The organism is Paracoccus sp. (in: a-proteobacteria) (genome assembly GCF_030536915.1).
Classification (GTDB): Bacteria; Pseudomonadota; Alphaproteobacteria; order Rhodobacterales; family Rhodobacteraceae; genus Paracoccus.
Window position 1 is genome coordinate 1,374 of sequence record NZ_JAUNPC010000036.1, and the last position, 24,804, is coordinate 26,177.

A 24,804-nucleotide genomic window follows, 5' to 3' on the forward strand; every position below is an offset into this window, starting at 1 on the left:
CATGGTCGAAGCGAGCGAGATCAAGGAACACATGGAAATCGTCGGCGCGGACGGCGTCCATGTCGGCAAGGTCGACGGGGTCGAAGGCGACCGCATCAAGATGGTCCGCAAGGACGAAGAGCACGGGCAGGACGACAAGCACCATCATTATGTGCCGCTGTCCGCTGTTGCCTCTGCCGATGGCGGGAAGCTGTGGCTTTCGGCCGAGGGCGCGAATGCCGCGCAGTTGTTTCAGGAAGAAGATGGCTCGTCCGTGAAGCTGGACGAGAACAACAGCCAGCGGTGATCGCGAGAACGGCCGGCGCGCAGACGCCGGCCGGTTCCGCCCATGCGTCATGGTTGCGGAACATGCCCCTTCCGCTGCGGGGCAGCGCTTTCAGGGTCCGTGGTGCTGCCTAGGGTTACAGGCCCACCAGCGCCCGGGCGAACTCGCCCGGCTCGAAGGCGTCGAGATCGTCGATCTGCTCGCCCACGCCGATGGCATGGATCGGCAGCCCGAACCTGTCGGCCAGCGCCACCAGCACGCCGCCACGCGCGGTGCCGTCCAGCTTGGTCATCACCAGCCCCGACACATCCGCGAGCTTGCGGAAGGTTTCCACCTGGCTCAGCGCGTTCTGGCCGGTCGTCGCGTCCAGCACCAGCAGGGTGTTGTGCGGGGCCGAGGGGTCCTTCTTGCGGATGACGCGGACGATCTTGGCCAGCTCCTCCATCAGGTCGGTGCGGTTCTGCAACCGGCCCGCTGTGTCGATCAGCAGAAGGTCGGCGCCGTCCGCCTCGGCCCGCGTCATGGCGTCCCAGGCGAGGCTTGCGGGGTCCGAGCCTTGCGCCGCGACCATCACCGGCACGCCTGCGCGGCTTCCCCAGACCTGCAACTGCTCGACCGCCGCCGCCCGGAAGGTGTCGCCCGCGGCGATCACGACGTTCTTGCCCGCCGCCTTGAGCTGGCTGGCAAGCTTGCCGATGGTCGTGGTCTTGCCCGAGCCGTTGACGCCCACCACCAGAACCACCTGCGGCTTTTTCGGATAAAGCGGCAGCGGACGCGCAACGGGGGTCATGATCCGCGTGACCTCGTCAGCGAGCGCCTGCTTGAGTTCCGTCGCGCTGATGCGGCGGCCCATGCGGCCCTCGGCGATGTTGGCCGTCACCCGCAACGCCGTGTCGGTGCCCATGTCGGCCGAGATCAGCATGTCCTCAAGCTCCTCCAGCATCGCGTCGTCAAGCTCGCGCCGAGGCTCGGCCGGGGCGGTTTCGGCGCGGCCGAACAGGCGGCCCATCAGGCCGGGGCCGGATGCGGCAGGCTGCGGAGGAGGGGAGGGCAGCGGTGTGGCAGCGGGGACGGCGGGCACAGGCTCGATGCTGCGCGGGGCGGGTTGCTCGGCGGGCGGGGGCGCCTGGTCCGCATGGTCCGCGACAAGGCTGTCAAGCCCGCCGCCGATCTTCGACGAGGACTTCGTCAGACGCTCGCGCAGCTTGGAGAAGAACGACATGCCGGGCTACCTTTCGTTGTGCTGCGGAAACTAGGGCCTCGGGCGCGAAAGGGGAAGGGCAGCGCCGGGATGGCCGAGGCCCATCCCGAGCAAGAGGAACCGTGGGCGCGTCAGGGGCGCGCGTTCACCGGCCGTCGCGCTGGCCCTTCAGCCGGGCGGTCCAGTCCTCGACCGCCATGTTGTCCAGCCGCCGGCGGGCCAGCGCCCGCCAGCCATTGGACAGCACCGCCAGTTCTGCCATCGCCGTTAGTTCCGCCCGGTCCAGCCGGTCGCGGTAAAGGACGCGCCACAGCCGGTCCAGCGTCCAGTCGGGGGCACGGCGCTCGGCCAGCACCAGCCCGTCGCCGGGCGCGACCATCCCCGGCTCGATCACCCGGTAATACCAGCCGGTGCGGGCGCTGTCCTGCACGCGGCGAGCCATGTCGGGGATACCGAAGCGGATGTTCAGCTTCCAGCAGGGCTGGCGGGCCTGCGACACCTCGACCAGCGCGGCTCCCAGGCGGAAGCGGTCGCCCACCGCCACGCCGGATTCCGTCAGCCCGAGGCTCGACAGGTTCTCGCCGAAGCCGCCGGGGGCGAGTTGCGGCAGGTCGCCCAGATCCGCGCGCCACGACGGATAGTGGCCCGCGTCATAGTGATGAACCGCCTTTTCCGGCCCGCCGTGGCGGGGGTCGGCTTGGGCGTCGCCCGCGAAGCCTTCGGTCCCGAGCCACAGGGGCCGGTCCACGGGATGCTTGCCGATGGCGCTGAGAACGCCCGGCGCGATGGGCGCGACCGGGCCGACGCGGATGGGGCCGAGAGGGATCATCGGAACGCTCGTGAAAAAAGGGGCGGCACGTTGCGCCGCCCCTTCATGCCTTGGTCCGGCGGCGGGGCAAAGCCCCGTGCCGGTCGCGATCAGGCGCGGTCCAGATAGATGTCGACCAGCTTGCCCAGCATCTCCAGCGCGTCCTCGCGCGAACGCTGGAAGCTGTTGCGGCCGATGATCGAACCGTTGCCGCCGCCGTCGCGGATCGCGCGGGCATCCTCGTAGACCGCGTCCGAGCCCTTGGCCGCGCCGCCCGAGAAGACCACGATCCGCCGCCCGCCGAAGGCCGCGTCCATGCAGTGGCGCACGCGGGCCGCCTGGGTGGAAATGTCGATGCCCTGTTCCTCGTAGACCTTCTTGGCGTCCTTGTTCTCAAGATGGTCGGTCGACAACTTGATCTTGATGACATGAGCGCCCAGCAGCGCCGCGATCTGGGCCGCATAGGCGGCGATGTCGATCGCGGTCTCGCCGTCCTTGCTGATCGCCTCGCCGCGCGGATAGGACCAGATCACCGTCGGGATGCCGATGGCTGCCGCCTCGGCGCGCATTTCCGAGATCTCCTCGAACATGTCCAGCGCCATGTCCGAGCCGGGATAGATGGTGAAGCCGATGGCGGCGCAGCCCAGCCGCGCCGCGTCCCGCACGGTGGCGGTCACGGCCTGGTTCTTGCCTGCCGTGTCGCTCATCAGCGAGTTGGCGCTGTTGCATTTCAGGATCGTCGGGATCTGGCCGGCGAAGGTGTCGGCCCCGGCTTCGATCATGCCCAGCGGCGCGGCATAGGCGTTCAGCCCTGCGTCGATCGCCAGCTTGTAGTGATAGTGGGGGTCGTAGCCCAGCGGGTTCTTGGCAAAGGACCGCGCGGGGCCGTGCTCGAAGCCCTGGTCAACAGGCAGGATGATCATCTTGCCGGTGCCGGCGAGTTTCCCGGTCATCAGCATCCGGGCCAGGTTGCCCTTCACCCCGGGGTTCTCGCTCTCGTAATTGGCGAGGATCTTCTTGACGGTGTCGGTCATCTGCATCGGGCTGGCTCCGCATTGGTCATTGTCGGGGTTCCCATATCAGACAAGAGGCCGAACGAAAGAGGGGTTGCGCTAACGGGTCCGTCCCGCGCCGTCCGATGGGCGGAACGGGGCGCCTTCGAGCAACGTTACCGTCGGAAAGCAGAGCCATCGGGAAGAAAGGCATCCCATGTCCCACAACGACAACATTCCAGCGCGTTCCGCCCGTCGCCATCGTCCGGCGATCTGGGCCATCGCCGTCGCAATCGGGCTGGCGGTGGTCGCCTTCCTGCTGTTCGCGCCGATGGGGGGCGACCCTGAAACCGGCGATGTCGAGATCATCGCGCCCGGCACCGACGCCCTCCAGTCGGACGGCGCCACCAGCACGGACGCAGCGCCCCCGGCCAGCAACTGATCCATCCTGCCGAAAGGGCGGCCGCCGGGCCGCCCTTGCGCCTTGCGCCAGCCGTTCTCAGCGCTTCGAGGCGATCAGCGCGGCCACGCCGGGCAGGTCCTTGCCTTCCATCCATTCCAGGAAGGCGCCGCCCGCGGTCGAGATGAAGGTGAAGTCACCCGCCACCCCGGCCTTGTTCAGCGCCGCGACCGTGTCCCCGCCGCCCGCGACCGAGATCAACTGGCCCGCCCGCGTCATCTCGGCGGCCGCCTTCGCAGCGGCGGTGGTCGCCGCGTCGAACGGCTCGATCTCGAAGGCGCCGAGCGGGCCGTTCCAGATCAGCGTTCGGCACTGGCCGAAGACCTCGCGGATCTTCGCCACGGTCTGCGGGCCTGCGTCGAGGATCATCGCATCGGCGGGGCAGGCGTTGGCGGGCACCACCTCGCTGGGGGCGTTGGCGGCGAACTCGCGGGCGATCACGACATCGACCGGCAGGTGGATGGTGCAGCCTTCTCCCTGCGCCCGCGACAGGATCTCGCGGGCGGTGTCGGCCATGTCGCGCTCGGCCAGGCTTTTCCCGACCTCGATGCCCTGCGCGACCAGGAAGGTGTTGGCCATGCCGCCGCCGATCACCAGGTGATCGACCTTGGAGATCAGGTTCGACAGCAGGTCCAGCTTGGTCGAGACCTTGGCCCCGCCCACGATGGCGACCACGGGCCGCTCGGGCGTGCCCAGAGCCGCGTTCAGGGCGTTCAGCTCGGCCTCCATCAGCTTTCCGGCCCCGGCGGGCATCAGCCGCGCCAGCCCCTCGGTCGAGGCATGGGCCCGGTGCGCGGCCGAGAAGGCGTCGTTCACATAGGCCTGTCCCAGCGCGGCCAGCGAGGCGGTGAAGGTCTGCTCGTTCTCCTCCTCGCCCGGATAGAAGCGGGTGTTTTCCAGCAGCAGCACGTCGCCCGGCTTCAGCGCGGCGACCGCGCGCTTGGCATCCCCCCCGATCGCCTCATCGGCGAAGGCCACGGTCTGGCCCAGCGCCTGTTCCAGCGCGGGCACGATCTGCCGCAGGCTCATCTCATCGACGCGCTTGCCCTTGGGCCGGTCGAAATGGGCCAGCAGGACGGGAATGCCGCCCTTGTCCTGGATCGCCTTGACGGTCGGCACGATCTTCTCGATCCGGGTGGCATCGGTGACGCGGCCATCCTCGACCGGCACGTTCACGTCCACGCGGGTCAGGACGACCTTTCCGTCCAGGTCCATGTCGTCAATGGTATTGAAGCGCGCCATCGGGCATCCTTCCTGCCTTGAGGATTTGTCCGTGCTTGTCGCCAAAGGGTGACGGCGCGTCAACTCTGCGTCAACCACCCCTGTCCATGGCGGACCCATGCGAGGCGTCAGGCGTTGCGTCGGTGCCGCGGCCCGCCTAGACCGGCGCCGCAGAAACGAAAGGAACCCCGATGGCCGAGATCAAGGACCCGGAGAACACGATCATCATCGAGCTGAAGGACGGCCGCGTGGTGGTCGAGCTTCTGCCCGACGTCGCCCCCAAGCACACAGCCCGGATGAAGGAACTGGCCCGCGCGGGCAAATATGACAACGTGGCCTTCCACCGCGTGATCGAGGGCTTCATGGCCCAGACCGGCGACGTCCAGCACGCCAACATGGAAAAGGACTACAATCCCGGCCGCGCGGGCACGGGCGGGTCGGACATGCCGGACCTGCCGGCCGAGTTCTCGAAGCTGCCGCATGGACGCGGCACCATCGGTGCTGCGCGGTCGCAGAACCCCAACAGCGCCAACAGCCAGTTCTTCATCAACTTCAAGGACAATGATTTCCTGAACGGGCAATACACCGTCTACGGCCAGGTGATCGAGGGGATGGAGCATGTGGACAAGATCGCCCGTGGCGAGCCGCCGGCGAACCCGGATCGCATCATCTCGATGAAGGTTGCCGCCGATGCGTAAGCTGCTGATCTCTTCTGCCCTGGTCCTGGCGGCCGGCATGGCCGCCGCGCAGGACGCCCCGCAGGCCACCGATGGTCCCGGTCCTAACATGGTGATCGAGGTCGCGGATGCCGCCGGCAACGCCAAGGGCACGATCGTGCTGGACCTGCTGGCCGACAAGGCCCCGAACCATGTCGAGCGGCTGGTGACACTGGCGCAGCAGGGTGCCTATGATGGCGTCGTGTTCCATCGCGTGATCGACGGCTTCATGGCCCAGACGGGCGATGTCGCCTTCGGCAAGCAGGGCGCGGATCTTTCCCGCGCGGGCATGGGCGGGTCGGACCTGCCGGACCTGAAGGCCGAGTTCAACGACGAAAGCTTCCAGGCCGGGACCGTGGGCATGGCCCGCAGCCAGGACCCGGACAGCGCCAACAGCCAGTTCTTCATCGACCTGGCCCCGGCCCCGTTCCTTGACGGGCAATACACGGTCGTGGGCCAGCTTGTCGAAGGCTGGGACGTGCTGAACGCGATCAAGAAGGGCGACTCGAACGCCAATGGCGCGGTCGAGGAACCCGACTACATGGCCCGCGTCACCATCGCTGAGTGATCCCCCCCGGAGCCCCCGCCACGGCGGGGGTTCTTCGTTTTCGGGGCCCGTGCGCCCAGGAAAATCCCGATCTTTCCCTCACATGTGCGCCAGCGGCCTCATCCGCTCGGAACCCTCTTCCCCGCCATCGGTTCGGACCAGAGGCCAGGGAGGACAGCGGGTGAGCGAAGCCGGAACGAAGATCGACGACCACGCGCCACCCGATCTGCCGGCACAAGCCCGCGACAGCTATGGGGATGCGCTGGACCTCGGGGCTGCGGAAACGCTGGTGCTGGGGTTTCTTGCCGGCGTGTTCATCGCCTTCGGTTCGATCGCCTTTCTCGTGGTGATGGCGGTTCCCGAAGGGTCGGTTCCCTTCGGCATCCTGCAGATCGCGGCGGGCCTTGCCTTCTCGCTGGGGCTGCTGCTGGTGCTGGTGGCGGGGGCCGAGCTGTTCACCGGCAACACCCTCATGCTGGGGCGGCTGTTCAAGGGGCAGTCCTCGTTTTCCGCGATCGGGCGCGCCTGGGCGCTGGCATGGACCGGCAATCTCGCGGGTTCGGTCTTCGTGGTGGTCCTGTTCATCGCCGCGGGCGGGCACGAGGCGGGCGAGGGGCTGCTGGCCTCGGCCGCGCTGGATGTCGCCGGGCAGAAGACGGCCAAGTCGGCGGGGGCGACATTCGCCTCGGGCATCCTGGCCAACATGCTGGTCTGCCTTGCGGTGTGGATGAGCTATGCCGCTCGCACCACGCAGGGCAAGATCCTGGCGCTGGTGCCGCCGATCGCGGCCTTCGTGGCGGCGGGGCTGGAACATTCCGTTGCCAACATGTCGCTGATCCCGATGGGACTGGGGGTGATGTGGCTGGACCCCGCCGCCGGGGCCGACCCCTCGCTGGGGATGGGCGGAATGGCGGCCAACCTGTTCTGGGCCACGCTGGGCAACATCCTGGGCGGCGGGCTGATCGCCGGCTGCTACTGGTTCGCCTATGACCGCGACGGCTGAGTTCCGCCACCAGAAGCCGCTGGCCCTTGGTCCGGCGCGCCGTCAATATGAACCGGCGGGAACATCAGGAAACACATGATGCAGGCGACGATGACCACCATCCTGTCCGTGGCCTTCGCGGGCTATCTCGTCGTCACCGTGACCTACATCATCTCGGAGAACCGCCGCCCCAGCGCGACATTCGCCTGGATGCTGCTGTTCTTCGTGCTGCCGGGCCTCGGCGTGGTCGTCTACCTGCTGTTCGGGCGCAAGCACCAGGATTTTGGCCAGACCGGCAACCTGATGCGCCAGGAACTCGCCGACCGGCTGAACCCGGTATTCGCGGCGCTCGCGCCGGAACACGAGGGGGCGGTGGCCCGCATGGACGCGAACGGCGGGTCGGGGCGCACGCTGGCGCAGCTTGTCCACAACACCAGCCATTCGACGATCACGATCCGCAACGAGGTCCGCATCCTGCATGACGCGAAAGAGGCTTATCCCCCACTGATCGAGGACATGAAGGCGGCACGCCGGTCCATCCACCTGCAGTATTTCAGTTGGAACACCGATGCGCTGGCCGACGAGCTTTACGAGATCCTGTCCGCCAAGGTCGCCGAGGGCGTGGATGTCCGCATCATCTACGACCCGGTCGGCTCGCTCTTCATGCTCAAGCGGCGTCTCATCAGGAAGATGCGCGCGGCGGGCATCAGGATGGAGCCCTTCTCGAAGCTGTGGCGCGTCCACACCATTTCCTATCGCAACCACCGCAAGATCGCGGTCTTCGACGGGGTGGTCGGCCACACGGGCGGGCTGAACATCGGCTGCGAGCATATCAGGCCGCCCGAAGGCTTCGAGACGTGGCGCGACACCAACATCCGCGTCGTGGGCTCGGCCGCGACGCTGCTGCAGGCGGTCTTCGCCGTGGACTGGCACAACGCCACCGGCGAGGATCTTTTCCGGCCCGAGAACTTCTCGCCTGCGCCCGACCGGCTGGCCGACGCGCATCTGCCGGTTCAAATGACGCTGTCCGGACCGGATTCCGAATGGCAGGCGATCCGCCAGCTTTACTTCGCCATGATCACCAGCGCCCGCAAGCGCGTCTACATGCAGTCGCCCTTCTTCATCCTCGACACCAGCATCTCGGAGGCGCTGAAGGCGGCGGCGCTGTCGGGCGTGGACGTCCGGGTGATGATCAGCGAGCGCGGCACCAACCAGCATGTGCCCTACTGGGCGGCCAACACCTACATGGAGGAGATCGCCGCCTCGGGCGCCAGCGTGCTGCTGTATGAACCGGGCTACCTGCACGCCAAGACGGTCATCACCGACGGGATGGTCTGTTCGGTCGGCTCGGCCAACATCGACATCCGCAGCTTCAGCATCAACTATGAACTGAACGCGGTGATCTATGACGCCGGGCTGTCGGAACAGCTTGAACAAGCGTTCCTTGAGGACAGCAGGCACTGCCGCGCCTTCACGGTCGAGGAATACCGCAGCCGCAACGCCGCACTGCGCTTTCGCGATTCCGTCGCGCGGCTGTTTTCCCCGCTGATGTGACGGCTCAGCGCCAGGGAAGCTCGACCGCCTCGCCGGGGCTGAGCGGCTGGAAGCATTGGCGGGGAAGGCCGCGGGCGTCCAGCACCCGGCGAAGCTCGTGGCAGGGTTCTTCCTGCGCCTCGTAGGTCATCTGAAAGGTGCCCCAGTGATGGCCGAAGGCGCGGCGGGCGCCGGTATCCAGCATGATCTGCACGGCCTCGTTCGGATCGACATGCTGGGCCTGCATGAACCAGCGCGGCTCATAGGCGCCGATGGGCAGGATCGCCACGTCGGGCCGGCCGAAGCGTTCGGGGATGCGCGCAAATATGCTGCCGTCGCCATAGGCGGTGTCGCCGACATGGTAAAGGACGCCCCCGCCGGGACTGGTCAGGACAAAGGAACACCACAGCGTCATCCGCCGGTCCGCCACGCCGCGCCCGGACCAGTGGAAGGCCGGTTCCAGATGGACGGCAAGGCGGGGGGACAGCACGGCCGTCTCGCCCCAGTCGTAGGTCTCGACCGCGGCGCCCGGATCATGGCGGTGGATCAGCACGTCATTGCCCAGGGGCGCGATGATCCTCGGCTCCCACCTGCGGGACAGGCGGATCAGCGCGGGGATGTCCATGTGGTCGTAATGGTTGTGCGTCAGCAGGATCGCGTCGATCGGCGGCAGGTCGTCAAAGCGGATGCCCGGCGGCTGTGCCCGGCGCGGGCCGGTGCCGGGGACCGGACCCAGCCGGTCGGCATAGACGGGGTCGATCAGCAGGTTCGTCCCCGCCACCTGCACAAGCAGGCTGGCATGGCCGATCATCGCGATCCGCAGCCCCCCATGCCGCTGCGGCGGACGGTCGAAGCGCGGCTCGGGGGTGACGTGCGGCCAGAAGCGCGCCGTCTTGACCGCGTTCATCCAGGCAAGCTCAAGCAGGCTGTTGGCCTCGGGTTCCCGCGGGGAATGGAAGCGCAGCCCGTCGAAATGGTCGGACACCGGGCCATTGTAGAACGGATTGCGCGGCATGGGCGGGGGGCTCAGACCCGGCCGAGGCCGATGCCCACGAAAAGCCAGCCCAGACCCTGCGAGATCAGGTCCACCGACAGGAACAGCCCCAGGATCCACAGGCTGTCGACGGGCCAGCCGGCCATCACCACCAGCGCCACGACGATGCTGAGGATGCCCGTTGTCAGCACCCAGCCCCAGCCCTTGCGCGGCCGTTCGCGCATGGCAAGGACGATCCGCACGATCCCCGAGGCGATCAGCATGGCCGCCAGCAGCAGCGTGATGATGGTTGAGGCCAGCAGCGGGTCCATGAAGGCGAACAGCCCCGCCAGCCCGTAAAGAATGGCCGTGCCGATCAGGAAGATCGCCCGTGTCCAGCCCTTGACGCCAAAGGCCATGACCATCTGCGCCACGGCCCCGGCGATCATCAGGATGCCGACGTAATAGACGGTGGCGACGGTGGCGACATAAAGGTTCGCAAAGGCGATGACGCCCAGGGCGAGCAGCGCGAGGCCAAGGACGATGAACCAGCCCCTTCTGCTGCGCAGGGTCTCGATGTCGCGTTCGGCGTTGGCGGTGATGTCGGTCATGGCCCGGGGACTCCCTTCATGTTCATGCCGCAGGGCGCAAGGGCGTCAGCAACCTGCAGGCTGTCGCAGGATCAACGATGATGACTGTCGGGACGTTCCAACCCCTTGGGGATCGCGGCAACCCGATCTTCGTCGCGGCCATGGAACGAAACCCCGGCGGGGTTTGTTCAGGTGCCATAAGCAACTGCCCTTTCGAAAGGACACCGAAGATGGCCAACAACCCCACCAACGCCCAGAACGACATGAACCAGGCAGCCAAGGACGTGAAGAACGCCGCGCAGGACACCGCCAAGGACGTGAAGCACGGGGTCAACAAGCTGGCCGACGACGCCAAGGATGCGTGGAACGAGGCCACCGGCAACACCAATGCCGACAAGATCAAGAGCGTCGCCGCCGACGTGGCGAACACGGCCAAGGAGCGTGGTGCCGAATACGTGGACCGCGCCAAGTCCGAGGCCGACCGCCTGTATCGCGAAGGCGAGCGCCGCGCCCATGAGGTGGCGGAATATGCCGGCGACTATTACGACGAGATGTCGGACATGGTCCGCCGCAAGCCCGCGCAGGCGCTGGGCATCGCGGCCGGCATCGGCTTCCTCGTCGGCCTGATCCTCGCGCGCCGCTGATCCGATGTTCGATTACGCGCGCAACATGCAACTCGCGCTGAGCGACGCGGGCCGGAGGGTCGCCATGAAGGCGGCCGCCGGCGCCGTCTTCGCCCTGGCGGCGGGCTTCCTGCTGGCGGCGTTGTGGACGTTCCTTGCGCGCAACCTCGGCTGGGGCTCGCTCGGGGCCTCGCTGGCCATCGGCATCCTGTTCGTGATCGTCGGCGTCGTGCTGCTGTCGATGTCGAAGAAGGTCGAGCATCCGGTGCCCAGCACCGACGAGCTGAAGGCCGAGGTCGAGACGCGCCTGAGCCTCGCCACCGACGCGGCGCTGGAAAAGGCCCGCGTCAAGGCGACCGAGGTCGTGGACACGGTCGAGAACAAGGTGCACACGCTGATGGACAATGCGGCCTACAAGGCCGAGAAGTTCGCCAGCGACGCCGAGGCGAAGGTGCAGGGCTTCACCCGCAATGTCGCGGGGCAGGCTGCGCAGAAGGTCGGCCTGACGCCGGGCTTCTTCGCCGAGGCGCAGAACACCGTGGACCGCGTCAAGCATTCGGACATGGCCACGATCCCGCCGCTGCTCAGCGCCTTTGCGATCGGGATCGCCATCGCCAACCGGATCAAGGGCCGCCGCCAGTCGGACGACCACCATGACGACCGGTATGATGACGATGATTATTACCGCGACGACGACCGCTACGTTTGAGACATGAAAAAGGGCCGCGGATCGCGGCCCTTTTTCCTTGCCGACTTCCTGTTTTCAGCTGTTGGCTTCGCGGATCTTTTCGGCGGCCTGCTTGTCATAGGCGACGCCCGTGCGGTCCAGAAGCTGGTCGAGCTCCCCCGACAGCGTCATTTCGGTGATGATGTCGCAGCCGCCCACGAACTCGCCCTTGACGTAAAGCTGCGGAACCGTCGGCCAGTCCGAGAAATCCTTGATGCCCTGCCGCATGTCGTCGCTGGAAAGCACGTTCACGTCGCGGTAGGCCACGCCCATGTAGTTCAGCACGCCGGCCACGCGGCTTGAGAATCCGCATTGCGGAACCTCGCGCGTGCCCTTCATGAACAGCACGACATCGTTGCTGTCGATCAGTTCCTGGATTGCGGTGCGGGTGTCGGTCATTTCGGGTATGTCCCCAAGCAAGTTGCGATCAGTCGGGCGCCTTGGTCGTCAGCGCCAGCGCATGCAGCGCCCCGTTCGGGCCGTTCATGCGGCCCTTCAGCGCGGCATAGACCATGCGCTGCTGCTGGACCCGGTTCTTGCCGCGGAAGCTTTCATCGACGACCTCGGCGGCATAGTGGTTCCCGTCGCCCGCAAGGTCGGTGATCGTGATCTGGGCGGACGGAAAAGCCTCGCGGATCAACGCTTCGATCTCGTAGGCTTCGATCGCCATGTCACAACCTCCGGGTTCCTCTGCTGCCGTCTGACTTAGGACGGGGGGCAGGGGGGTGCAAGGGGCGCGCCGGGAACGGGGCGGCCGGACGGTCGTTGATCCCCTGTCACCGGCTTATGGAAGGCTGCCGCCATGTCGGACCGCAGACAGGAACGGCTGCAGATGGTCACCAGCCAGATCGAGGCGCGCGGCGTCCGCGACCCCCGCGTCCTTGACGCGATGCGGCATGTCCCGCGCGAGGCCTTCGTGCCGGGCAGCGGCACTGATGCCTATGCCGACCGCCCGCTGCCGATCGGCGAAGGACAGACGATCTCGCAGCCCTATATCGTCGCGGCGATGCTTGAAGCGGCCGAGATCGGCCCGGACGACCGCGTGCTCGAGATCGGCGCGGGTTCGGGCTACGCCGCCGCGGTGGCAGGAAGGCTGGCGCGAGAGGTCGTTGCCGTCGAGCGCATCGGCCCGCTGGCCGCGGCCGCGCGAGAGCGGCTGGCGCGGCTCGGCTATGACAACATCGAGATCCGCCATGACGACGGTTCGCGCGGCTGGCCGGAAAGGGGCACGTTCGATGCGATCCTGGTCGCGGCGGCCGGACCCAGGGTGCCGCCCGCCCTGCTGGCGCAGCTTGCGCCCGGCGGGCGGCTGGTGATGCCGGTCGGCGAGCGGCACGCGATGCAGCGCCTGCTGCGCCTGCGCCGGACCACGGGCGGGATCGAACAGGATGACCTAGGGGCCGTCGCCTTTGTCCCGCTGATCGGGGCCGAGGGGTTTGCCGACGAGATCCGGTTTCCACATGAACAAGGCAGAAACAAAGGGATACCCCCATGACAGGACTGCAGATCGAACGCGAGGAAAGCGGGAAGGGCGGGCGCTACGTCGCCCGGCTGGACGGCGCCGAGGCCGAGATGACCTGGACCGCATCGGACAGCATCGACGTCATCGACCACACCTTTGTCCCGCCCGAGATGCGCGGCCATTCGGTCGGGCAGGCGCTGGTGGCCCGGGCCGTCGAGGACGCCCGTGCAAGCGGACGCAGGCTACTGCCGCTTTGCAGCTTTGCCGCCGCGCAGTTCCGCCGCCACCCGGAATGGCAGGACACTTTACCGAAGTGAGCGCAAACAGTTTTCCGCGCTTTGAGGGTTGACCCGCTCGTCCCGTATATCCCAGTGTCCGCCCGCCCTGTCCTGCCGCGTGCAACCGGGCGTTGATGACTTCAGGACCGACCGATGCCCATTTCGACCCGCCGCACCTTCTTTCGCGCCGCCCTGGTGCTCGCCCTCTCGCCGATTGCCGCGGCGGCGCAGGAAAAACCATGGCCGACCTCTCCGGTGCATCTTTATGTCGGATTTCCAGCGGGTTCGTCGCCCGACACGCTGGCCCGGCTGATCACCGGACCCTTGTCCGAGCGGCTGGGGCAGCCGGTGGTGGTCGAGAACAACGAGGGCGAGAGCGGCGTTGCCGGCATCCGGCAGATGCTGGCCGCGTCCTCCGACAACCACGCGTTCGGTATCGCCAGCAACGGGCCGCTGACAGCCTCTCCGCGACTGGCGGGCGATGCGGGATATGACGTGGCGGCCGACATCGCGCCCGTGGCGCTGATCGCGACCTCGCCGCTAGTGCTGGCGGTGGCGGGGCAGGCCCCCTACACGGATGTTTCCGGCTTCATCCGGGCCGCGCAGGCCGAGCCGGGATCGATCCGCTACGGCTCGGTCGGGCAGGGGTCGGCCGCGCATCTCACCGCCGAGCTTTTCGCCGCGGTCGCGGATGTCGAGATGCGGCATGTCCCCCTTGCCAGCTATGCCGAGGTCACCAGTTCGATCGTCGGGGAAGCGATCGAGGCGGGCTTCATGGCGCCCTCGGCCGCGCTGCCCCATGTCGAGGCCGGCACGCTGCGCATCCTTGGCGCCACCTGTCCCGAGGCTTCTCCGCAGGTGCCCGATGCCCCGGTGATGGCGGGGCAGGCGGGCCTGCCCGATGATTTCGGCGCCGAGCTGTGGAACGCCGTCGTCGCCCCCGCCGGGACCGACCCGCAGGCGATCCGGCGGCTGAACGCCCAGATCAACGACATCCTTGCCGATCCCGCCATTCAGGAAGAACTGCTCGAAATGGGCTGGCAGGCGCAGGGCGGCACGCCCGCCGATCTGGCCGCGCGGATCGAGGCCGACACCGTCCTGTGGGGCGCGGTGATCGACAGGATCGCCGCAGCCGGGTGAGCCTTGCGAAGTCAGTGACAGCGGTGCCGGCCGCCATGCCAGCAACGGCACAAGGACCCAGACCGGCGGCGCGCGCCTGACCTGGACGCCGCAGGAAGGCCAGGAATGGGGCTTCGCGGCGCAGGCGACTGTCGGCAGTCGGAGGCTCGACCATACCCTCGGCGGGCTTCTGTCGCGCGAGGGACTGAGCGACCTCGTCACCACCTCGGATGCTGTGAAGGCTTGGTCAATACAGCCGCGCTTTATGCCGAAGGGCGGTTGCAGGTGACCGAGGCGCTGAGCCTGACCTGCGGGCTGCGGCTGGACCATCACGAGAAATACGGCAACCATGTCACGCCGCGGCTTTACGCGAACCATGACTTGGGCCGCGGGCTGATGCTGAAGGCCGGCTATTCGCAGGCCTTTGTCGTGCCCGACCTGCGCAACCTCAACCCGAACTACCAGACGGGCTTGCGCGGGAACGGCTGCAAACCCCATGTCGGCCCCTGCACCATCATCGGGAACCCGGATCTCGATCCCGAGACCTCGGACAACTACGAGACGGGCTGAACTACCCGGGCGCGGACACCAACTGGGAAGTCACCGCCTTCAACGACATCGAGGACATGCTGCGCGCTCGGCGGCAGCCCACTGTTCCAGCGCGACAATTTCTACTGCGGCAACACCTCGGGGATCGGGTTCGGCGTCGAGCATCATGTGAACGATGACCTCGTGTGGACCACTCCGGGCACCTGGATCGCCAAGTCCGAGGTCAAGCACGGCGATTTCGACACTGCCTATCCGATGGCGACGACGCCCGATTGGAACGTCACCACCGGGTTGGCGTGGCAGGCGAACGACCGGCTGAACCTGTCGGGTCAGATCACCCATGTCTGCAAGCAAGCGGGCTATGTGGTCGAGGATGACGGGGACCTGGGTCTGGGCGAACAGCCCTCGGTTCCCACCGGGTAGAACAGCGACCCCCTATCATATCGTGGACCTGTCCGCCCGCTACGACCTGACGGACAGCACGCTGGTCTATGCAAGTGGACAACCTCTTCAATGACCAGCCCGCCTGGGACGTGGACTACCGCGAGGACGGCCGCCTGTTCAGGATCGGCCTGACGACCCGCTTCTGACCGGGGCCTCCCGGATGATCGGCCCGGCCGGGCTTTCGGCCGTCCCCGGTGGCGCAGACATCGCATGCCGCGATGGTCCCTCATGCCCCGCGACCCGCCGCCTTCCCCACGGAAATGCTTGACCCGCGCCGGGCTGCTCCGCCATATCCGCGCGACAATCAGGTCCGCAGAAGACAGGCCGCAAGGGCCGGGCAGGCGGCATCAGGGGAGGGATTTCGACATGAGCGGCCTGCTGGCCATGTCCCGCGGCATCGACCGCATCAACACGGTGATCGGACGCAGCGTGAGCTGGCTGATCCTTGTCGCCGTGCTTGTCAGCGCGGGGAACGCGATCATCCGAAAGGTATGGTCGATCTCCTCGAACGCATGGCTCGAACTGCAATGGTATCTGTTCGGTGCGGCCTTCCTGCTGGCGGCCGCCTATACGCTGCTGGAAAACGAACATATCCGCATCGACATCATCTACGGGGGCCGCTCGCGCCGCACCCAGCACTGGATCGACCTGATCGGGCATGTGCTGTTCCTGATGCCCTTCGTCGTCCTGATGATCTGGCTGATGGTGCCATGGCTGGAACGCTCGATCGCCTCGGGCGAACGGTCGATGAACGCGGGCGGGCTGGTCCTGTGGCCTGCCAAGGCGCTGCTGCTGGCGGGCTTCATCCTGCTGTTCTTTCAGGGGATTTCCGAGATCATCAAGAAGATCGCGGTGATGCGCGGCATCATCCCCGACACCCAGGCCCAGTTCTCGGCCCATGGCGAGGTCGCCATCGACGACAAGCTGCTGTCTGAGGCGGGCTTTGCCGACCCTGATCATCCGCTGACGGACCAGATCGACCATCCCCTTGACCACAGCACCAACCATACCGACCGGGGACCGCGCAAATGATGGAACTGATCGCGCAGAACATGGCGCCGATCATGTTCGCGAGCCTCGTGGTGTTCCTGCTGCTGGGCTATCCTGTCGCCTTCGCGCTGGCCGCGAACGGGCTTTTGTTCTTCGTCATCGGGGTGGAGCTCGCGCCCTTGTCGGGCGGCAACATCAACCTGTCCTGGAACCTGCTGCAGGCGATGCCCGACCGGCTGTGGGGGCTGCTCAGCAACGAGACATTGCTGGCGATCCCCTTCTTCACCTTCATGGGCATCGTGCTGGAGAAATCCGGCATGGCCGAGGACCTGCTGGACACCATCGGCCAGTTGTTCGGCCCCGTGCGGGGCGGGCTTGCCTATGCCGTCATCATCGTCGGCGCCCTGCTGGCGGCGACGACGGGCGTGGTCGCGGCTTCGGTGATCGCGATGGGGCTGATCTCGTTGCCGATCATGCTGCGCTATGGCTATGACCGGCGGATCGCCTCGGGGACCATCGCGGCCTCGGGGACGCTGGCGCAGATCATCCCGCCGTCGCTGGTGCTGATCGTGCTGGCCGACCAGCTCGGCCGGTCCGTGGGCGACATGTACAAGGGCGCGATGATCCCGGGCCTCGTGCTGACCGGGTTCTACATGACCTACATCTTCGTGATGACGATCATCCGGCCGAACTCGATGCCCGCGCTGCCGAAAGAGGCGCGGACGCTGGGTTCCGGCGTGACCTCGCTGCTGGTGGCGCTGGGCCTGACGGGGGCGTTGGCCTACGGGCTGTTCGTCTGGATGTATCCGAGCTACGGCACCAATGCCGACATCCTCGCGCCCTCGGCCGCGGTTCTGGTCATCTACGTGCTGGCGCTGCTGGACCGCACGCTGAAGACGGGCGTGATGAGCCGGCTGGCGCAGCAGGTCATCATCGTGCTGATCCCGCCCTTGGCGCTGATCTTCCTGGTGCTGGGCACGATCTTTCTGGGCATCGCCACGCCGACCGAGGGCGGCGCGATGGGTGCCGTCGGCGCGCTGATCCTCGCGGGTGCCAAGGGCCGGCTGGGCGGGGGCGTGATCCCGCAGGCCCTGACGGCGACGACGCGGCTGTCGGCCTTCGTCATGTTCATCCTGATCGGGGCGCGGGTCTTCTCGCTGACCTTCTACGGGGTGAACGGGCATATCTGGGTCGAGCATCTGCTGACCTCGCTGCCGGGCGGCCAATACGGCTTCCTGATCGTGGTCTCGATCCTCGTGTTCCTGCTGGCCTTCTTCCTCGACTTCTTCGAACTGGCCTTCATCATCGTTCCGCTGCTGGCGCCCGCGGCGGAAAGCCTCGGCATCGACCTGATCTGGTTCGGGGTGCTTCTGGGCGTGAACATGCAGACCTCGTTCATGCACCCGCCCTTCGGCTTCTCGCTGTTCTTCCTGCGATCCGTCGCGCCCAAGGTGCCCTACAAGGACAAGGTCACCGGCCTGATGATGGAGCCGGTGCGCACCGGGCAGATCTACTGGGGCGCGGTGCCCTATGTCTGCATCCAGTTGGTGATGGTCGGCATCGTCATGCTCTTTCCCGGCATGGTCATGCACTACAAGGGACCGGCGATCGACACCTCGAATGTCGAGGTCTCCTTCCCGGCGGGCAACCTCGGCGGCGGCCTTGGCGGACTGGGCGGGCTTGGCGGCAACCCCTTCGGCGCGCCTGCGGCGCCGGGGGCTGCTCCAGGCGGGGTCGGTGGACTTGGCAATCCGTTCGGTGCGCCCGCGCCTTCGGATGCGACCACCCCCGCCGCACCGGCTGGCGGATCGGGGGGACTCGGCGCCCCGCCGAACTTCGGTTCGCCCGCGCCTGCCCCTGCGCCCGCGGCACCTGCTGGCGGTCTCGGGGGCCTGGGTGGTCCGCCCAGCTTCGGTGCACCCGCCCCGGCAGCCCAGCCCGAGGGCGGCACGACGACCGAGACGATCACCGTCCCGGTCACACCCGCGCCGCCGGCTTCGGCTGCCAACTGAACGAACAAAGGGCGCCCGCGAGGCGCCCTTTTCCTTTGCCGCTCGGCCCAGGGGAAAACCGCCGCCCCAAGGGGACGGCGGGGCAGCCGGAACGGCTTACACTTTCCCGTTGCGCTGCTGGATCATCATCATCGTGTCGAAGGTGTATTCCGCCGTCTGGCTGTAAAGATACCAGTCCGACAGGAACGGCTTCTGCGCATCCCACATCCGCTTGAACTCGGCGTTTTCAGCAGACAGCTCGTCATAGACCTGCCGCGAGGCCTCGAAGCCCGCGACCATCACGTCCTCGGGGAAGGGCAGGGGCTGGGCGCCCGACTGCGCCAGCCGCTTCAGCGCGGGCGGGTTCTTGTAGTCGTATTCCGACAGCGTGTTCAGGTCGGTCGCCTGGCAGGCCGACCGCAGGATCGCCTTGTAGACCTCGGGCAGTTCGTTCCACTTGGCGAGGTTGAAGAACATCCCCACCGTCGGCCCGCCTTCCCAGAAGCCGGGGTAATAATAGTAGGGCGCGACCTTCTGGAAGCCCAGCTTCTCGTCGTCATAGGGGCCGACCCATTCGGCGGCGTCGATGGTGCCCTTTTCCAGCGCCGGATAGATGTCCCCGCCCGCGATCTGCTGGGGCACGACGCCCAGCTTTTCCACCACGCGGCCGGCAAGCCCCGAGATCCGCATCTTCAGACCCTGCATGTCCGCCAGCCCGTTGATCTGCTTGCGATACCAGCCGCCCATCTGCACGCCGGTGTTGCCGCAGGGCAGGCAGAACAGGCCATGCTTGACCAGGAACTCGTTGTAGGCGTCTATCCCGCCGCCGTGATAGTTGTAGGCCGCCTTGCCGCGGGCGTTGAAGGTCCAGGGCAGGTCGGCGCCTGCCGCAAAGGCCGCGTCCTTGCCCCAGCTGTAATAGCCGACCGAGTTCGCGACCTCGACCGTGCCGTCGGTCGCCGCGTCGATCGCCTGCAGGCCGGGGACGATCTCTCCGGCCGCGAAGACCTGAAGGTTGAACTTGCCGTCGGTCATGGCCTTGACGCGCTCGGACACGTCGACGCCGCTGCCGTAGATGGTTTCCAGCGACTTGGGGAAGGACGAGGCGACGCGCCAGGTGATCGTGGGCATCTCCTGCGCGATGGCGGGCGCGGCGAGCGTCGCACCGGCCGCAGCCGCGGCGCCGCCCAGCGAGGCGGTCGTCAGGAACCGGCGGCGGTCGAGTTTGGTGGTGTCGGTCAAGTGGTGTCCTCCTCTGTGACGGTCGTGCGGCCTTGACCCGGCCACCGCCCGTTCGTGCGCGCAGATTGCATCGGCGCGGCAGGTCTGTCCACATGACCTTGCAGCCATCCGGGCCGAAAACGGGCCGGGGTCGGACAAACGTCGCGTGACCTCGTGCAAGGTCGCGCAAATGCGTCTTTTCCTTTGCCCCCGACTGTGGAATCGATGCGCCCACAGAATCTTTCGGCCGGGGACGGGACGATGGCGACCGGAAATGGCAGCGAGGCCGCCCAAGGGCTGCGCATGATCGCGCCGCCGCTGGTCTATGCCGTCCTGATGCTGGCGATCCCGCTGCTGACGATCCTGGCCTTTTCCTTCCTCAGGGACGGCTACCAGACGATCATCCGCGAGTTCACGCTGGAAAACTACCGCGCCGTCTGGGCCGACCCGATCTTCCGCACGCTGATGCTGCGGTCCCTGTGGGTCGCGGGGCTGGTCACGCTGGTGACGGTGGTGCTGGCCTTTCCGGTGGCCTACTTCCTGTCCTTCGTGGTGCCGCCCCGGCACAAGGCGATGTGGATCTTCCTGATCACCATCCCCTTCTGGACCAGCTACCTGATCCGCGTCTTCCTGTGGAAGGTGATCCTCGGCTATAACGGCGTCATCAACTCGGGGCTGAAGAACCTCGGGATCATCGAGCAGCCGCTGGGCTTTCTGCTGTATAACACCGGATCGATCGTGGTGACGCTGGCCCATGCCTATGCCCCCTTCGCCATCCTGCCGATCTACGTGGCGCTGGAAAAGATCGACCGCTCGCTGCTGGAAGCAGGGCGCGACCTCGGCGAAAGCCGGCTGATGACCTTCTGGCGGGTGACGCTGCCCCTGGCGATGCCGGGCGTGCTGGCGGCGGTGCTGATCGTCTTCATCCCGACCATCGGCGACTATGTCACCCCGACCCTGATCGGCGGCGGCAAGATCCCCATGGTCGCAAATCTCATTCAGGCGCAGATGCTGGACATCGACAACAAGCCCTATGGCTCGGCCATCGCGGTGACGGCCATGGGCATCGTCGCGGTGCTGGCGGTGATCTTCCTGCTGCTCAACCGCCGCTTCCTGCGGGTCCGGCAATGAGGGGGGGCGGTCTGCGCGCCTATGCGGCGCTGTATCTGCTGTTCCTTTACGCGCCGATCCTGCTGCTGCCGATCTTCGCCTTCAATTCGGGCACGATCATCGCCTTTCCGCTGCAGGACTTCAGCACCCAGTGGTTCGGGCAGATGTGGGGCAACGCAACCCTACGCCGGGCGCTGGGGAACTCGCTGACCATCGCGCTGAGTTCGGCGGTGCTGGCGACCTGCCTGGGAATATTCGCCGCCCGCGCCTCGACCCGCTACCGCTTTCCGGGGAAGGGCGGGGCGCTCGGCCTCATCATGCTGCCGCTGATCCTGCCGGAAATCATCGTCGGCATCTCGCTGCTGGTGGTGCTGCTGGCGGTGGGGGTCCGACTGTCCATCCTGACCGTCATCATCGGCCATACGCTGATCTGCATGCCTTACGCGGTGGCGATCATGACCACCGCCTTTTCCTCGCTGGACAAGTCGCTCGAGGAGGCCGCCTACGACCTCGGCGAAACGAAATGGAGCGCCTTCCGGCTGGTGATCCTGCCGCTGGTGATGCCCGGCATCATCTCGGCCATGCTGATGAGCTTCACCGTCAGCCTCGACGAGTTCATCATCGCCTTCTTCCTTGCCGGGAACGAACCGACCCTGCCCACCTATATCTTCAGCCAGCTTCGCTTCCCAAAGTCGATCCCGATGATCATGGCCTTGGGGACGGTGCTGGTGGCGATGTCGATCCTGCTTCTGGCGACCGCCGAATATTTCCGCCGCCGCGGCGCCGCCCGCACCGGCCAGACCAGCAGCGGAGGGTTCCTGTGAACGTCCGAAATCCCGTCGCCCGCGAAGGCGGCCCCGCCCGCGACGAACACGGCCGCCCGACGCCCATCGAGACGCGCCGCGCCATGATCGAGTGCCGGGGCGTCCACAAGTATTACGGCGACTACCACGCCCTGCGCGGCATCGACCTGACCATCCGCGAGGCCGAGTTCTTCTCGCTTCTCGGTCCCTCGGGCTGCGGCAAGACCACGCTGCTGCGGACCATCGCGGGGTTCGAGGACATCGGCTCGGGCGTGGTTCTGATTGACGGCAAGGACATGGCGAAGGTGCCCGCCAACGTGCGGCCGACGAACATGGTCTTCCAGTCCTACGCCATCTTCCCGCACCTGACCGTGGCCCAGAACGTGGCCTTCGGGTTGCGCCGCGATCCCCGGTCCCGCGCCGAAAAGGCCGCGGCGGTCGAGGAGGCCCTGGCGATGGTGGGCCTTCGCGGCTTCGGCGCCCGCGCGGCCCATGCCCTGTCGGGCGGCCAGCGGCAGCGGGTGGCGCTGGCGCGGGCGCTGATCCTCAAGCCCAAGGTGCTGCTGCTGGACGAGCCGCTGTCCGCGCTCGACCGCAAGATGCGCGAGCAGATGCAGGTGGAACTGATCAAGCTGCAGCGGCAGGTCGGCATCACCTTCGTGCTGGTGACGCATGACCAGGAGGAGGCGCTGGTCATGTCCGACCGCATCGCCGTCATGTTCGAGGGCGAGATCGCGCAGCTCGACAATGCCGAGGCGCTTTACACCCGCCCCGCCAGCCGCCGGGTCGCGGATTTCATCGGCGTGATGAACTTCCTGCCCGCCCATATCCTGGGCGAAAAGGGGCAGGGGGTGAGGGTCGATGTCCCCGGCTTCGGCGAGTTCGACATTCCCGCCGCCAATGTCAGCCGCGCGGACGCCGGCGACAGCGGCCCCTCGGTCGGCTTCCGCCCCGAGGCCGTGACGCTGCTGCCCCGCGACGCCCCCGCACCCGACCGCGAGACTGCCGGCGTGATCGAGGAAATCGTCTATTACGGCGACATGACCTATTACGACGTGCGTCTGGACGGCTCGGCGCGCTTCGACGGCCGGGGGCATCCGGTGCGCATCTCGATGCGCAACGTCTTCGGCCGCGACCTGCCGGACCTCGGCACCCGCGTCCGCGTCAGCTGGTCGCCCGGCTCGCTGATCCTGTTCCGGTAAGGGCGGCCCGGCGCACCGGGCCGCGCCAAGGTTCAGGCGGCGTCCAGCGCCTTGACGATAGGCGCGAAATCCGCGGCCTTGAGGCTCGCGCCCCCCACCAGCGCGCCATCGACATTGGCGATGGCGAAGATTTCGGCGGCGTTGCTGGGCTTGACGCTGCCGCCGTAAAGCAGGCGGAACCCGGCGCCATCGTCGAAGCGCGCCACCAGCGCCTCGCGCAGGGCCGCATGGACCTCGGCGATCTGCTCGGTGGTCGGCGTGCGGCCCGTTCCGATGGCCCAGACCGGCTCATAGGCGATCACGCTGTTCCCGGCGGTCGCGCAATCCGGCACCGAGCCGGCAAGCTGGCGCGCGATCACGTCCAGGGTTTCGCCCGCGTCCCGCTGCGTCTCGGTCTCGCCCAGGCAGATGATGCTGGTGATGCCCGCGCGATGGGCGGCCACGGCCTTGGCCGAAACCGCTTCATCCGTTTCGCCGTGATCGGCGCGGCGTTCCGAATGGCCGACGATCACATGCGTCGCGCCCGCGTCCCGCAGTTGCTCGGCCGAGATGTCGCCGGTATGCGCGCCAGCTTCCTTGGCGTGGCAGTCCTGCCCGCCGACGGCAACCGCGCCCTGCCCGACACGCTCGGCCATCAGGCGCAGCAGCGTGGCGGGTGGGCAGATCAGCATCTCGACGCCCGCACCTGCGCAGTCGCGCATCAGCGTCTCGACCTCGGCCAGCGCGGCGAGGGTTCCGTTCATCTTCCAGTTTCCGGCGGCAAGCTTGCGGGGCGACATCAGATCCTCCTGTAAGGTCGGTCCCGGCCTAGCCCGGCAGGTCACGGCGGATCAAGGCCCCGTGCCGCGCACCGCGGCTGCAGCAAGGGCGTTGCCGTGGTATCCCCAAGATATTCGGCCAAAGAAAAAGCGTCACCTGCTCCAAGAAGGCCCAGCCCGTCTTTCGGCCTGAAATATCCCCGCCGGAGGCTCCGGCGCCAACGAAGGGCCGCCGTCAGCCGTCGCGCCGGGCGGCCGAGCCCTCCAGCGGCTCGAAGCGGACCGATTCCCCGCAGCCGCAGCTATCGGTGACATTGGGGTTCACAAAGCGGAAGCCGCTGTCCAGAAGCCCGGTCTGATAGTCGATCTGGGTGCCGAAGAGGAACATCTGCGCCGTGGGCGCGATCAGCACCCGCGCGGCGCCCTGTTCCACCACCTCGTCATTGGGCAGGGCGGTCTCGGCCAGCTCCATCGTGTATTCCATCCCCGCGCAGCCGCCCTTCTTCAGCCCGATCCGCAGGCCCGATGCGCCCTTGTCGGCCATGAGCCGGGCGATCCGCGCCTCGGCGGCGGGGGTGATGGTGACGGGGGACTTGCCGGGGATCGAGAACATGGGAGAGGCCTTTCGCGCTTGCCGTCAAGATAGGAAGGGACGGCGCAAGGCTCAAGCCGCGCCGGCATGGCCGCATCCACCGCAGCGACCTGTCATCTGGCCGCCCGGTTGCGGGTGGCGCCCTGCATCTGCTACATGCGCCAGTCCCATGCCCAATCCGCTGCCCCCTCATGCTCGTGCGCCGATGACGGTCGGAATGCCCCTGAACCGCTGCAACGACGATCCGGCCGTTCGGGCGGCCCGCCTCTCCGTGGCCCCGATGATGGACTGGACCGACCGCGCCTGCCGCGGGTTCCACCGGCTGCTCAGCCGGCGGGCGCTGCTTTATACCGAGATGGTGACGGCGCCCGCCGTCATCCATGGCGACCGGGCGCGGCTTCTGGACCATGACGCGGCCGAGCATCCGGTGGCGCTGCAGCTTGGCGGCTCGGACCCGGCCGAACTGCGCGCGGCCACGCGGATCGCAGCCGACTGGGGTTACGACGAGATCAACCTGAACGTCGGCTGCCCCAGCGACCGGGTGCAGTCGGGCTGTTTCGGGGCCGTGCTGATGAAGACGCCCGGTTTGGTCGCCGATTGCGTCGGCGCCATGCAGGCCGTCAGCCCCGTCGAGGTCACGGTGAAAT

General features: G+C 67.3%; 30 protein-coding genes. 19 read left to right on the plus strand and 11 right to left on the minus strand.

Features of this window, described 5'->3' with window-relative positions:
- A partial coding sequence (locus tag Q4F04_RS08130) for a DUF2171 domain-containing protein (RefSeq protein WP_303369333.1) occupies positions 1-286 on the plus strand: 286 nt, incomplete at its 5' end.
- 115 nt (positions 287-401) lie between these two features.
- Here the strand turns inward: Q4F04_RS08130 and ftsY are convergent.
- The 3 genes from ftsY to Q4F04_RS08145 all read right to left on the minus strand — a co-directional run bounded on the left by ftsY (position 402) and on the right by Q4F04_RS08145 (position 3,314).
- Entirely contained in the window at positions 402-1,487 is a 1,086-nt protein-coding gene (gene ftsY, locus Q4F04_RS08135) for a signal recognition particle-docking protein FtsY (protein ID WP_303369334.1), read from the minus strand.
- Between the two features lie 124 nt (positions 1,488-1,611).
- On the minus strand, positions 1,612-2,295 hold the full coding sequence (locus Q4F04_RS08140) for an MOSC domain-containing protein (protein WP_303369335.1): 684 nt from the start codon (positions 2,293-2,295) through the stop codon (positions 1,612-1,614).
- Positions 2,296-2,384: 89 nt separating this feature from the next.
- A complete protein-coding gene (locus Q4F04_RS08145; RefSeq protein ID WP_303369336.1) occupies positions 2,385-3,314 on the minus strand; it encodes a class I fructose-bisphosphate aldolase in 930 nt (309 codons plus the stop codon).
- Between the two features lie 169 nt (positions 3,315-3,483).
- Between Q4F04_RS08145 and Q4F04_RS08150 the strand changes: the two genes are divergently transcribed.
- Positions 3,484-3,708 carry a hypothetical protein gene (locus tag Q4F04_RS08150; RefSeq protein ID WP_303369337.1) on the plus strand — a complete coding sequence of 75 codons (225 nt, stop codon included), beginning with the start codon at positions 3,484-3,486 and terminating at the stop codon, positions 3,706-3,708.
- 57 nt (positions 3,709-3,765) lie between these two features.
- Here the strand turns inward: Q4F04_RS08150 and pgk are convergent, their stop codons facing one another.
- Positions 3,766-4,968: a phosphoglycerate kinase gene (pgk, locus tag Q4F04_RS08155; protein ID WP_303369338.1), complete on the minus strand. Its 1,203-nt coding sequence runs from the start codon at positions 4,966-4,968 to the stop codon at positions 3,766-3,768.
- A 170-nt stretch (positions 4,969-5,138) separates the two neighbouring features.
- Between pgk and Q4F04_RS08160 the strand changes: the two genes are divergently transcribed.
- From Q4F04_RS08160 to cls, 4 genes are all read left to right on the plus strand, one after another.
- Positions 5,139-5,645, plus strand: coding sequence for a peptidylprolyl isomerase (locus tag Q4F04_RS08160; protein WP_303369339.1), 507 nt, complete (start codon positions 5,139-5,141; stop codon positions 5,643-5,645).
- 37 nt (positions 5,646-5,682) lie between these two features.
- Positions 5,683-6,231 carry a peptidylprolyl isomerase gene (locus tag Q4F04_RS08165; protein WP_303369361.1) on the plus strand — a complete coding sequence of 183 codons (549 nt, stop codon included), beginning with the start codon at positions 5,683-5,685 and terminating at the stop codon, positions 6,229-6,231.
- A gap of 160 nt (positions 6,232-6,391) precedes the next feature.
- Positions 6,392-7,213, plus strand: a complete 822-nt coding sequence (locus Q4F04_RS08170) for a formate/nitrite transporter family protein (protein ID WP_303369340.1) — start codon at positions 6,392-6,394, stop codon at positions 7,211-7,213.
- Positions 7,214-7,288: 75 nt separating this feature from the next.
- The gene (gene cls / locus Q4F04_RS08175) at positions 7,289-8,746 is read left to right on the plus strand and encodes a cardiolipin synthase (protein WP_303369341.1); all 1,458 of its coding nucleotides are present in this window, start codon (positions 7,289-7,291) and stop codon (positions 8,744-8,746) included.
- A 4-nt stretch (positions 8,747-8,750) separates the two neighbouring features.
- Here cls and Q4F04_RS08180 read toward each other — a convergent pair whose 3' ends face one another.
- On the minus strand, positions 8,751-9,740 hold the full coding sequence (locus Q4F04_RS08180; RefSeq protein WP_303369342.1) for an MBL fold metallo-hydrolase: 990 nt from the start codon (positions 9,738-9,740) through the stop codon (positions 8,751-8,753).
- An 11-nt stretch (positions 9,741-9,751) separates the two neighbouring features.
- Positions 9,752-10,309, minus strand: a complete 558-nt coding sequence (locus Q4F04_RS08185; RefSeq protein ID WP_303369343.1) for an HdeD family acid-resistance protein — start codon at positions 10,307-10,309, stop codon at positions 9,752-9,754.
- A 209-nt stretch (positions 10,310-10,518) separates the two neighbouring features.
- Here Q4F04_RS08185 and Q4F04_RS08190 point away from each other — a divergent pair, with 209 nt between their 5' ends.
- Positions 10,519-10,932 (plus strand): YqjD family protein, encoded by a 414-nt coding sequence (locus Q4F04_RS08190; protein ID WP_303369344.1) that lies wholly within the window; start codon positions 10,519-10,521, stop codon positions 10,930-10,932.
- Between the two features lie 4 nt (positions 10,933-10,936).
- Positions 10,937-11,620, plus strand: coding sequence for a phage holin family protein (locus Q4F04_RS08195; RefSeq protein ID WP_303369345.1), 684 nt, complete (start codon positions 10,937-10,939; stop codon positions 11,618-11,620).
- A gap of 54 nt (positions 11,621-11,674) precedes the next feature.
- Here Q4F04_RS08195 and grxD read toward each other — a convergent pair whose 3' ends face one another.
- A complete protein-coding gene (grxD, locus tag Q4F04_RS08200) occupies positions 11,675-12,037 on the minus strand; it encodes a Grx4 family monothiol glutaredoxin (RefSeq protein WP_303369346.1) in 363 nt (120 codons plus the stop codon).
- Between the two features lie 28 nt (positions 12,038-12,065).
- On the minus strand, positions 12,066-12,308 hold the full coding sequence (locus Q4F04_RS08205) for a BolA family transcriptional regulator (protein WP_303369347.1): 243 nt from the start codon (positions 12,306-12,308) through the stop codon (positions 12,066-12,068).
- 132 nt (positions 12,309-12,440) lie between these two features.
- Between Q4F04_RS08205 and Q4F04_RS08210 the strand changes: the two genes are divergently transcribed.
- The 7 genes from Q4F04_RS08210 (at position 12,441) to Q4F04_RS08240 (ending at position 18,492) form a co-directional block, all read left to right on the plus strand.
- Positions 12,441-13,133, plus strand: a complete 693-nt coding sequence (locus tag Q4F04_RS08210) for a protein-L-isoaspartate(D-aspartate) O-methyltransferase (protein ID WP_303369348.1) — start codon at positions 12,441-12,443, stop codon at positions 13,131-13,133.
- Positions 13,130-13,417, plus strand: coding sequence for a GNAT family N-acetyltransferase (locus Q4F04_RS08215; RefSeq protein WP_303369349.1), 288 nt, complete (start codon positions 13,130-13,132; stop codon positions 13,415-13,417). The genes Q4F04_RS08210 and Q4F04_RS08215 overlap by 4 nt, the downstream gene beginning before the upstream one ends.
- A gap of 114 nt (positions 13,418-13,531) precedes the next feature.
- Positions 13,532-14,518: a tripartite tricarboxylate transporter substrate binding protein gene (locus Q4F04_RS08220; protein WP_303369350.1), complete on the plus strand. Its 987-nt coding sequence runs from the start codon at positions 13,532-13,534 to the stop codon at positions 14,516-14,518.
- Positions 14,519-14,740: 222 nt separating this feature from the next.
- Complete coding sequence (locus Q4F04_RS08225) at positions 14,741-15,067, plus strand: TonB-dependent receptor (protein WP_303369351.1); 327 nt, start codon at positions 14,741-14,743, stop codon at positions 15,065-15,067.
- Between the two features lie 162 nt (positions 15,068-15,229).
- Positions 15,230-15,469, plus strand: a complete 240-nt coding sequence (locus Q4F04_RS08230) for a hypothetical protein (RefSeq protein ID WP_303369352.1) — start codon at positions 15,230-15,232, stop codon at positions 15,467-15,469.
- A gap of 387 nt (positions 15,470-15,856) precedes the next feature.
- Complete coding sequence (locus Q4F04_RS08235; RefSeq protein WP_303369353.1) at positions 15,857-16,522, plus strand: TRAP transporter small permease subunit; 666 nt, start codon at positions 15,857-15,859, stop codon at positions 16,520-16,522.
- Positions 16,519-18,492, plus strand: coding sequence for a TRAP transporter large permease subunit (locus Q4F04_RS08240; protein ID WP_303369354.1), 1,974 nt, complete (start codon positions 16,519-16,521; stop codon positions 18,490-18,492). Before Q4F04_RS08235 ends, Q4F04_RS08240 begins: the two co-directional genes overlap by 4 nt.
- Before the next feature lie 96 nt (positions 18,493-18,588).
- Here the strand turns inward: Q4F04_RS08240 and Q4F04_RS08245 are convergent, their stop codons facing one another.
- Positions 18,589-19,713 (minus strand): TRAP transporter substrate-binding protein, encoded by a 1,125-nt coding sequence (locus Q4F04_RS08245; RefSeq protein WP_303369355.1) that lies wholly within the window; start codon positions 19,711-19,713, stop codon positions 18,589-18,591.
- A gap of 240 nt (positions 19,714-19,953) precedes the next feature.
- Here Q4F04_RS08245 and Q4F04_RS08250 point away from each other — a divergent pair, with 240 nt between their 5' ends.
- From Q4F04_RS08250 to Q4F04_RS08260, 3 genes are all read left to right on the plus strand, one after another.
- A complete protein-coding gene (locus Q4F04_RS08250; protein WP_303369356.1) occupies positions 19,954-20,823 on the plus strand; it encodes an ABC transporter permease in 870 nt (289 codons plus the stop codon).
- Positions 20,820-21,626, plus strand: a complete 807-nt coding sequence (locus Q4F04_RS08255; RefSeq protein WP_303369357.1) for an ABC transporter permease — start codon at positions 20,820-20,822, stop codon at positions 21,624-21,626. The genes Q4F04_RS08250 and Q4F04_RS08255 overlap by 4 nt, the downstream gene beginning before the upstream one ends.
- 83 nt (positions 21,627-21,709) lie before the next feature.
- On the plus strand, positions 21,710-22,807 hold the full coding sequence (locus tag Q4F04_RS08260) for an ABC transporter ATP-binding protein (protein ID WP_303369362.1): 1,098 nt from the start codon (positions 21,710-21,712) through the stop codon (positions 22,805-22,807).
- 32 nt (positions 22,808-22,839) lie between these two features.
- Here Q4F04_RS08260 and tpiA read toward each other — a convergent pair whose 3' ends face one another.
- Positions 22,840-23,586, minus strand: a complete 747-nt coding sequence (tpiA, locus tag Q4F04_RS08265; RefSeq protein ID WP_303369358.1) for a triose-phosphate isomerase — start codon at positions 23,584-23,586, stop codon at positions 22,840-22,842.
- Positions 23,587-23,800: 214 nt separating this feature from the next.
- Positions 23,801-24,178 carry an iron-sulfur cluster assembly accessory protein gene (locus tag Q4F04_RS08270; protein ID WP_303369359.1) on the minus strand — a complete coding sequence of 126 codons (378 nt, stop codon included), beginning with the start codon at positions 24,176-24,178 and terminating at the stop codon, positions 23,801-23,803.
- A gap of 196 nt (positions 24,179-24,374) precedes the next feature.
- Between Q4F04_RS08270 and Q4F04_RS08275 the strand changes: the two genes are divergently transcribed.
- The coding region (locus tag Q4F04_RS08275; protein WP_303369360.1) for a tRNA-dihydrouridine synthase at positions 24,375-24,804 on the plus strand (430 nt) is incomplete at its 3' end.